General features: G+C 68.4%; 9 protein-coding genes and 1 pseudogene. 4 read left to right on the forward strand and 6 right to left on the reverse strand.

The window, feature by feature from the left end; genetic code table 11:
* A partial coding sequence (locus tag Q2100_RS15125) for a hypothetical protein (RefSeq protein WP_302914741.1) occupies positions 1 to 250 on the forward strand: 250 nt, incomplete at its 5' end.
* 5 nt (positions 251 to 255) lie between these two features.
* On the opposite strand, the gene Q2100_RS15130 is transcribed toward Q2100_RS15125, so the two are convergent.
* On the reverse strand, positions 256 to 1,704 hold the full coding sequence (locus Q2100_RS15130; RefSeq protein ID WP_302914742.1) for a PE-PPE domain-containing protein: 1,449 nt from the start codon (positions 1,702 to 1,704) through the stop codon (positions 256 to 258).
* A 259-nt stretch (positions 1,705 to 1,963) separates the two neighbouring features.
* Here Q2100_RS15130 and nei2 point away from each other — a divergent pair, with 259 nt between their 5' ends.
* Positions 1,964 to 2,737: an endonuclease VIII Nei2 gene (nei2, locus tag Q2100_RS15135; RefSeq protein ID WP_302914743.1), complete on the forward strand. Its 774-nt coding sequence runs from the start codon at positions 1,964 to 1,966 to the stop codon at positions 2,735 to 2,737.
* Positions 2,738 to 2,810: 73 nt separating this feature from the next.
* Here the strand turns inward: nei2 and Q2100_RS15140 are convergent, their stop codons facing one another.
* Positions 2,811 to 3,956, reverse strand: coding sequence for a fatty acid desaturase family protein (locus tag Q2100_RS15140; RefSeq protein ID WP_264016292.1), 1,146 nt, complete (start codon positions 3,954 to 3,956; stop codon positions 2,811 to 2,813).
* A 15-nt stretch (positions 3,957 to 3,971) separates the two neighbouring features.
* A complete protein-coding gene (locus Q2100_RS15145) occupies positions 3,972 to 5,039 on the reverse strand; it encodes a ferredoxin reductase (protein ID WP_302914744.1) in 1,068 nt (355 codons plus the stop codon).
* Positions 5,040 to 5,109: 70 nt separating this feature from the next.
* Here Q2100_RS15145 and Q2100_RS15150 point away from each other — a divergent pair, with 70 nt between their 5' ends.
* Together Q2100_RS15150 and Q2100_RS15155 are read left to right on the forward strand one after the other, a co-directional pair.
* On the forward strand, positions 5,110 to 5,790 hold the full coding sequence (locus Q2100_RS15150) for a TetR family transcriptional regulator (protein WP_264016294.1): 681 nt from the start codon (positions 5,110 to 5,112) through the stop codon (positions 5,788 to 5,790).
* A 45-nt stretch (positions 5,791 to 5,835) separates the two neighbouring features.
* Positions 5,836 to 6,621, forward strand: coding sequence for an enoyl-CoA hydratase/isomerase family protein (locus Q2100_RS15155; RefSeq protein ID WP_302914745.1), 786 nt, complete (start codon positions 5,836 to 5,838; stop codon positions 6,619 to 6,621).
* Positions 6,622 to 6,625: 4 nt separating this feature from the next.
* On the opposite strand, the gene Q2100_RS15160 is transcribed toward Q2100_RS15155, so the two are convergent.
* From Q2100_RS15160 to Q2100_RS15170, 3 genes and pseudogenes are all read right to left on the reverse strand, one after another.
* A complete protein-coding gene (locus tag Q2100_RS15160; RefSeq protein ID WP_302914746.1) occupies positions 6,626 to 7,216 on the reverse strand; it encodes a hypothetical protein in 591 nt (196 codons plus the stop codon).
* Positions 7,217 to 7,221: 5 nt separating this feature from the next.
* Positions 7,222 to 7,992: an SDR family NAD(P)-dependent oxidoreductase gene (locus tag Q2100_RS15165; protein ID WP_302914747.1), complete on the reverse strand. Its 771-nt coding sequence runs from the start codon at positions 7,990 to 7,992 to the stop codon at positions 7,222 to 7,224.
* Between the two features lie 44 nt (positions 7,993 to 8,036).
* Positions 8,037 to 8,174, reverse strand: a pseudogene (locus tag Q2100_RS15170) (RNA-binding protein); the annotation flags it as partial.

Genomic DNA, 8,174 nt, shown 5'->3' on the forward strand with positions numbered 1-8,174 from the left:
GCTGACGTGGTTCCTCGAGCGCGGCGGCCGGTCGCTGCTCAGCTTCACCCAGGACGCCGAGGCCCACCACGCGGCGGGCGCCGCGCTGGCCGAACTGGTCGCCGCGGGCCGGGTGCCGTCGCTACTCGTCGAGAAGGTCGACGGCGCTGCCGTTCTCGATCCGGGTGCCGGTGGTCAGCACGCGGCGGTGCAGCAGGCGCTGACCGATGCCGGGTTCAGCCGCACGCCGCGCGGCCTGCGGTTGCGCTAGTTACCTCAGGACGCCGGAGTAGACGAACGATCGGTGCCGCTGCCGGCATCCGATCGCTCTGCGCCCTCGGAGTCGGCATCGTCCTGGGACTGCGCGCCGCGGGTGTCCGACTTCGTGCGGGTGAGGGACTCGACGGCCTTCCGCACCGAGCCGTGCACCGAACGGAGTCCGTCGCCGGGCTTGTATCCCCCGGACGTCGACTTCTCGGTCGGCTCGGTCGTCGCTGCCGGCTTGACGCGGTTGATGCGCCACGACTTCTTCGGCGGCGCCGGCTCGACGGCTGTCTTCGCGCCGAGGTCGGAGCCGGCCGCGGTGGTAGCGGGCGCCGGCGCCGTGTTGGCGGTCGTCCGCGCGTTGTCGCCGCCCTGCGACGTCGCCGCGGGCGATCCCAGAGAGCCCAGCGCCTGGACGGTCTGCACGGCGCCGGCGGCGACCGACTGTGCGTCACCTGCCCACTGGTCGGGGCCCGGCAACAGTTTGAAGCGCACCGGCTCGCTGGGGAACTCGTCACCGGGTCCGGGACGGTCGTAGGCGGTTTCGATGACCGCCCGAAGGAAGGGGTCCAGCGCCTTGATGACCTCGTCCGGCACGCCGATCGACTTCAGCGGCATGGTGAGCGGCAGGTCGCCGGGCTTGTTCTCGATCAAGATGTCGGTGACGTTGCCGTATTCGGTGACGATTGCGCCGTTGGCCGGCAGTTCGTCAGTGGCTGTCACATCCTGGTAGTAGCCGCTGTGCAGGTAGACGTAGCCCAGGATCGCGTTCGCATCGGCGACCGGGTTGAGGAAGTACACCGGCGCGTCGGCCACCCCGTCGTACTGCTTGGTGACCTGGATGATCTTCGTCTCGCCGGACGTCGTGCCTTCGCCGAAGGTTGCGCCGACGAGGGGCAGCGTGAATGCGGGGAACCGGGTCAGCAGACCGCCGTCGTTGCGCCGCGGGTTGGCCGCGAGGATCACGACGACGTTGCCCGGGGTGTAGCCGGATTCCTCGTCTGCTTCGAGGTCCTTGATGGCCCGCACCACGGCGCTGGCGCCCTGCGAGTAGCCGACGACGTAGAGGGTTTCGGTGCTCTCGTCAGCGAGGATCTCGGTCTTGAGCTTGTCGACGGCTTCCTGCTCCGACTCGTCGAACGTCGGTGCGCCGAGGCCATGGCTCAGGATGCTCACAATCCCCAAAGAGCCGGGGTAGTCGACGAACTTGTTGTTCGGGAAATTGTCGTAACGACCGTCGAAGCTCTTCGTCATCCGTCCCGTGTTGGAACCAGGGGGATTCGAACCGGGGGGATCATCCCTGTCCGTCAGGAACGGCGACACCGTGCCGTCGACGAATATGGTCGTCGTAGCGGCGGCCAATCCCACGTCAGCAATGGTCGGGTTCGTCGCGTACACGGCGGCCAGCGCTCCGGCCACTGGAAGCGCCAGACCCGTCGTGACCACCGGCGCCAGCTTCATCCGACGCGCATGCTTGCGATGTTTGCCCACTGCCATCCCCACCAGGTTCCCAACCCCACCTGGCGATCGCGCAGGTCCGCGCTGAGTCTAGCGGTGCCTGCAGGCAGAACGCAGGCCGGCGCGGCCATCCGTCACAAACGGTCACCGCCCTTCATCTCTTCCATTGAAACTTCAATGAAAGTTTGCGGAACGTCGAGCGCATGGGGCGGCCGGTAGGTTTCGACATATCCGTCCACCGCTACCGAGGAGCAGCGCAGCGATGCCCGAGGGCGACACCGTCTACCGCACCGCCACCGCCCTGCGCGAGGGGCTGGTCGGCAAGACCGTGACGCGTTGCGACGTCCGGGTGCCGCGGTACGCCGCGGTGGACCTCAGAGGCGACGTCGTCGACGAGGTGCTCACCCGGGGCAAGCACCTGTTCATCCGCATCGGCGCGGCGAGCATCCATTCGCACCTGAAGATGGACGGCAGCTGGAAGGTCAACCCGGTTTCCCGGCCCAGCCGCGCCGGCCACCGCATCCGGATCATTCTGGAGGCCGGCGAGGGCGCTGACGCCGTGCAGGCCGCCGGCATCGACCTGGGCGTCCTCGAGGTGCTCGAACGGGCGCACGACGTCGACGCCGTCGCGCACCTCGGGCCGGACCTGCTGGGTGTGGATTGGGAGCCTCGGATCGCGGCGGCGAATCTGGCCGCCGACCCCGATCGTGCGCTGTCGGAGGCGCTGCTGGACCAGCGGGTGATGGCCGGCGTCGGAAATGTCTACGCCAACGAGATCTGTTTCGTCTTCGGGCATCTGCCCACCACACCCGTCGGCGAGATCAAGGATCCGCTCCGGGTGGTGCAGAGGTCACGCGACATGTTGTGGCTCAACCGGGATCGATGGAATCGCACCACCACCGGCGACACCAGGCCCGGACGCGACGTCTGGGTGTACGGCAGGGCCGGAAAGCCGTGTCGCCGCTGCGGCACACCCATCAGCCGTGACGACAGCGGCGACCGGATCAGTTACTGGTGCCCGAACTGTCAGCGGTGACACAGCACCGCGAGACTACGGTTGTTGACGGAAATCGCCCGGGGAAATGCGTCAACAACCGCAGTCTCGGCGGTCACTTCGGCAGGGCCAGCCGGACGATCTTGCGCACCACGGTCGCGAACTGGCGCGGCAGCGGACCGCTGTTGTACGGAACGCCGTAGCGGCGACAGATGTCCTGCACCTGTGTCGAGATCTCGGCGTGCCGGAAGGCCGGGATGTCGGGGAACAGGTGGTGCTCGATCTGGAACGACAGGTTGCCGCTCAGCAGGTGGAACAGCTTGCCGCCGGTGAGGTTCGCCGAGCCGAGGACCTGGCGGAAGTACCACTGGCCGCGGGTCTCGGCCTTGGTCTCCTCGATGCTGAACTCCTGCACGTCCTCCGGGAAGTGGCCGCAGAAGATGATCATGTACGACCACACGTTGCGCATCAGGTTGGCGGTCAGGTTACCGGTGAACACCCACGGTGCGAACGGGCCGGCCAGCAACGGGAACGCCACGTAGTCCTTCATGGTCTGCCGCTTGGTCTTCGCCCAGATACCCTTCAGCACCTCACGCTTGTCGGCGATCGAGATCTCACCGGACGTGATGCGCTCGGTCTCCATCTCGTGCAGGGCGACGCCGTACTGGAACAGCACCATCAGCAGGAACGCGTACACCGGGTTGCCCAGGAAGTACGGCTTCCACCGCTGGTCCTCGCTCATCCGCAGGATGCCGTAGCCGATGTCGCGGTCCATGCCGACGATGTTGGTGTAGGTGTGGTGCATGTAGTTGTGCGAGTGCCGCCACTGGTCGGCCGGGCAGGCGGTGTCCCACTCGAACTTCTTGCCCGACAAGGCCGGATCGCCGGTCCAGTCGTACTGGCCGTGCATGATGTTGTGGCCGATCTCCATGTTGTCGATGATCTTCGACAACCCGAGCATCGCGGTGCCGGCCAACCAGAACGGCGGGAAGATGCCACCGAACAGCAGTGCCCGGCCGCCGACCTCGAGGGTGCGCTGCGCCTTGATGACGCGCCGGATGTAGGTGGTGTCGCGCTCGCCGAGGTCGGCGATCACGCGCTCGCGCAGCGCATCCAGTTCGCGGCCGAAGGCCTCGGTCTGTTCGGGTGTCAGCCGGATGGTGCGGCCGGCGACGGTCTTCTCCAGAGTCCTCTGCGCGGGATTCGCGGCGGGGACGTCGGTTTCGGGTGTGGTGATCTCGGGAGTGGTCGTGATGGTCATGACTTTTCTCCTTTCTTAGAGCGCGAGGTCGACGTCACCGACGGGGACGGACACGCAGATCTGCACGTCCTCCTCGTCGGTGCCCGACACCGCGCCGGTGATCAGGTTCTTGACGGCGCCGCGGGTCTTGCGGCGGGTACAGCTGTGGCAGATGCCCATCCGGCATCCGCTCTCCGGGGTGAGTCCGGCCGACTCGGCCTGTTCGAGCAGTGGCCGTCCGTCGTCGGTGACGTCGACTCCGCTGTCGGCGAACGCGACGCGCCCGCCGGTCGCTCCGCCCGACAGGTCGAACACCGGCGGCACGAAGCTCTCCGAAAGCGCCTGGGGGAAGTGCTCGCGCACCGCCGCGACGAGTGCAGGCGGCCCGCACACGTAGACCGCGTCGGGTTCGGGCATCGCGGCGGCGATGTGCTCGACGCCGAACCGGCCGGTGAGGTCACTGCCGGCGGTGTCGCGGGTGAAGCCGTGCAGCACGCGCACGCCGGACATGGCCCGGAGTTCGTCGCGGTAGCAGGCCTCAGCCGCGCTGCGGGCGTAGTGGACGAACGCGACCTTCCGGTCCGACCCCTCGGCTCGCATGGTGCGCAGCATCGACATCACCGGGGTGATGCCGCTGCCGCCGGAGACGAAGAGGACGCGCCGCGGTCGTGCAGCAGGCAGCGTGAAGTCGCCGCCGACCGAGTCGAGACCGACGATCATGCCCGGGCGCGCGTGGTCGAACAGGTGTGTCGAGACCAGGCCCCCGTCGTGGCGGCCGATCGTCAGCTCGATGTGGCGGGCGCCTTCGGCGCTGGCCGGTGAGTAGCAGCGGGTGCGGCGACGGCCGTCGATCTCGACCGACAGGTTGATGTGCTGCCCCGCCCGAAACCCCTGGAAGGCCAGGTTCGGTTCGAGGGTCAGGGTCACGCTGCGCGGCGTCTGCCGCGCGACGGCGATCACCTTGGCCCGGGCGTCGCCCATGGTCCAGGTCGGTGCGACGAGTTCGGTGTAGCGATCGACGCCGTGCGGCCCCGTGAGCAGGTCGACCAGCGGCGAGGCGAGCACCCTGTCTCGAAAGCCCCGCGTCAAAGTTTGAGTGAACATGTGTACACCGTGCAGCAGTACGGTAGGGTTCGTCAATGATATGAGTGCAGATAGTGGTGGGGTTCACACAGTGAACAGTCGTTCGCCGAAGTCACATACAGGCAGGTCAGGAAAGTCCCGCTCGCGGGATTCCCTCACGCGCGAGGAGCGTAAGGAGGCCACCCGCAGGGCCATCGTCGCCGCGTCCCTTGCGCTCCTGGAGAACCGCAGTTTCAGCGCACTGAGCCTGCGGGAGGTGACCCGCGCCGCAGGCATCGCGCCCACCGCGTTCTACCGGCACTTCGAGTCGATGGATGCCCTGGGACTGGTCCTCATCGACGAGTCGTTCCGGTCGCTGCGCGACATGCTGCGCGGCGCCCGCGCCGGCAAGCTCGATCCCAACCGGGTGATCGAATCCTCGGTCGAGATCCTCGTCGCCGGAGTGCACGCCCGCCGGGAGCACTGGCGCTTCATCGGACGCGAGCGCTCCAGCGGGGTCAGCGTCCTGCGCTATGCGATCCGCACCGAGATCCGCCTCATCACCTCGGAGCTGGCGATCGACCTCGCCCGCTTCCCCGGCCTGACCGGCTGGAGCAGCGAGGACCTGAACATCCTGGCCAGTTTGTTCGTCAATGCGATGATCTCGATCGCCGAAGCCATCGAGGACACCGCAGACTCCTCCGGCACCGCCCTCGACGAGATCAAGCGGACCGCGATCAAGCAGTTGCGGATGATCGTCGTCGGGATCGCCGGCTGGCGCAGCGCGGACTGACCGCTCAAGGCCTACGTCCGGCGCGAGGGCGTTAGCGTGTCGGCCATGCCCACTCTTGACCTGTCCCGGCCGCGGCCCGACGTCACCGTGATCACGCTGAACCGGCCCGAGAAGCTCAACGCGCTGTCCTACGAGCTCGTCGAGGAGCTGCACATCGCGATCGACGGCATCGTGGCCGACAACGAGTGCCGGGTGGTGGTGCTCACCGGAGCGGGCCGCGGATTCTGCTCGGGCCTGGACCTCACGGCGCCGAACCCACCGGAAGCAGCGGGTGGAACGGAGTTTCCGCGCTCGGGGATGCGATGGCAGGAGCGCATCGCGGAGCTCACCACGCGGCTGCACCGGTTGCGCCAGCCGGTGATCGCCGCCGTCAACGGGCCGGCCTACGGCGGCGGGTTCGCGATCGCCCTGGCCGCCGACATCCGTGTCGCCGCCGAATCCGCCCGGTTCTGCACGCAGTTCATCAAACTCGGTCTCGGCGGCTGTGACATCGGGGTCAGCTACACGCTGCCTCGGATCATCGGCGCCGGTCCCGCGTTCGACCTGATCCTGACCGCGCGCGACGTCGACGCCGCCGAGGCGCTGCGACTCGGCATCGTCTCCCGGCTGTCACGCGACGGCTCGGTGCTCGACGATGCGCTCGCGGTGGCCGAAACACTCTGCGGCTACGGCAAGTTCGGCCTGGAGTCGACCAAGCAGGTGCTGTGGGCGAACCTGGATGCCGGCTGCCTCGAGACGGCGCTGCAGGTGGAGAACCGCAGCCAGATTTTGGCATCCACCAGCGGCGAGATGGCCGCTGCGAGTGAGGCGTTCCGACACCGGCAACGGTGACCGGTCACTCCAGGAGCCAGAGGACGAGCGCGATGAGGACCGGGACGGCACACAGGCCGTACAACGCATACCGCGGCACCCGCTCCCACCGCGGCGAGACGACCATCAGCAGTATCGCGCCCAGACACCCGAGGACCAGCAGCGCCGCCATCATCAGGGACATCCCGAAGGACACGGTCGCCACCCCGATGCCGACGAGGATGCCGGGCAGCAGCACCAGCGGCACTTGATGATTCGGGATCCCCAGGGGCAGGGGCGCCAGCGACGTCGGTCCGGGCAGGTCGAGATCCGGCCGATGGTGCCGCAGCCAATCGCCGATCGGCCCGGCCGTCCACTGCTCGTCGAACTCATGCGGGAAGATCACGGCGCCGTTGCGACCCAGGATCGCCCACGCGCGGGCCGTCGACCACCGCGGCGACATCGGCATCATCTCGATGCTCTCGATGCCGCGCCAGGAGATTTCGGCGACCTTGCCGCGCCGCGCCAGCAGCAGGCCGCCGGGGTGCAGCGTCAGGCGCTGGCCGGCTTCGCCACGGCGGATCCGGGTGCTGTCCGATCCGTCCAGCTCGACCGGTTCGTCGAAAGATTGGTCCACGGTGTCTAGCGGGGAGTCCCGCCGCCGTCCACGATGATCGCCTGACCGGTCAGGTAACTGCCCGCGTCGGAGACGAGGAGCAGTGCGGCGCCGACCATCTCGTCGGGTGAGGCGAGCCGCTTCTGCAGCGTCGCGTTCGCCATGGCGTCGATCACCTCGGTCGGATTGTTGCGCATCATGTCGGTGTCGACGGGGCCCGGGGCCAGTGCGTTGACCCGGATGCCGAACGGGGCGTATGCGGCGGCCATCGACCGCGTGAACGACAGCAGCGCGGCCTTTCCCGCGGCGTACATGGACACCCCGGGCGCGAAGTTGAACGCGCCCACCGACACGGTGTTGAGCACCGCCGCCGCGGGGCTGGCCTTGAGGTGCGGCAGCGCCTGCTGCACCAGGAACACCGGCCCGCGCAGGTTCACCTCGAACGACTTCGTCCACGCCTCCGGCGTCATCTCACCGAGCGGTTGGGCGAGCGCGTTGGCCGCGTTGTTGACCACCACGTCGATCCCGCCGAACTCGTCGGCGGCGCGGGTGACCAATGCGTCGAGGGATTCGAGGTCACCCAGGTGCGTGGGCACGCCGATGGCACGGCCGCCGAGTCCGCGCAGGTGCGCCGCGGCCTGCTCACAGGCGTCGGCTTTGCGGCTGGCCACCACGACGTCGGCGCCTGCGAGGACGAACCCCTCGGCGAGTGCCAGCCCGATGCCGCGGGTGCCACCGGTGACGACGACGGTGCGGCCGGTGAGGTCGAAGAGACGGTTGAACGCTGCGCGATCCACGGCGTCAGTGAATCACGCGCCGTCCGTCCGGCCACGAGAAGCGATCAGATGCAACCGCTGACGCTGATGCGCCTGCCGACGTTGGCGCACACGTCGACGTTCGGCCGCGGCGGTGGCGGCACCCACACCGGCGGCGGCGGCGGTGGCGGTGGCGGAGGAGGCGGAGGTGGGGGCGGCGCTCC

It is taken from the genome of Mycolicibacterium arseniciresistens (assembly GCF_030519285.1).
In the GTDB taxonomy this organism is placed as follows: Bacteria; Actinomycetota; Actinomycetes; order Mycobacteriales; family Mycobacteriaceae; genus Mycobacterium; species Mycobacterium arseniciresistens.